At 37.1% G+C, this 421-nt stretch carries 1 protein-coding gene; it reads right to left on the bottom strand.

Annotation, left to right across the window (positions count from 1 at the left end):
* Positions 1 to 421: copper ion binding protein (locus KSP9073_RS17990; RefSeq protein WP_207771519.1), on the bottom strand; the 421-nt coding region annotated here is incomplete at both ends.

Genomic DNA, 421 nt, shown 5'->3' with positions numbered 1-421 from the left:
CTTCAGCTTTGCGTGACGTTTGATCTCTATTATTATCTTTAATAGATGCGTCATAACCTAATTTTTGAATGCGAGTGACAAGTTTATCAGCATCTGTTTCTTCAGGATAATAGTCAACTTTAGCTTGCTCCGTTGTTAAATTGACCGTTGCATTTTGAACGCCGTCCATTTTATTTAACACTTTTTCAATACGGCTTGAGCATGCAGCACAAGTCATGCCTGTAATGTCTAATTCGACAGTTTCTACAGCGACACCGTAACCTAAATGTTGAATCGTATTAATAAATTCTTGGACATCATGTTGATCAGGGTTATACTCAACAGTTGCTTTCTCTGTAGTTAAATTCACTTGGGCATTAACGTCATCAAGTTTATTCAGTTTCTTTTCGATACGATTTGAACATGCGGCACAAGTCATACC

Origin of the sequence: Kushneria phyllosphaerae, assembly GCF_900312995.1 — a bacterium.
Taxonomy (GTDB): domain Bacteria; phylum Pseudomonadota; class Gammaproteobacteria; order Pseudomonadales; family Halomonadaceae; genus Kushneria; species Kushneria phyllosphaerae.
The sequence above is the reverse complement of the archived record's forward strand: the minus strand, read 5'-3'. Positions and strand labels throughout refer to the sequence as shown.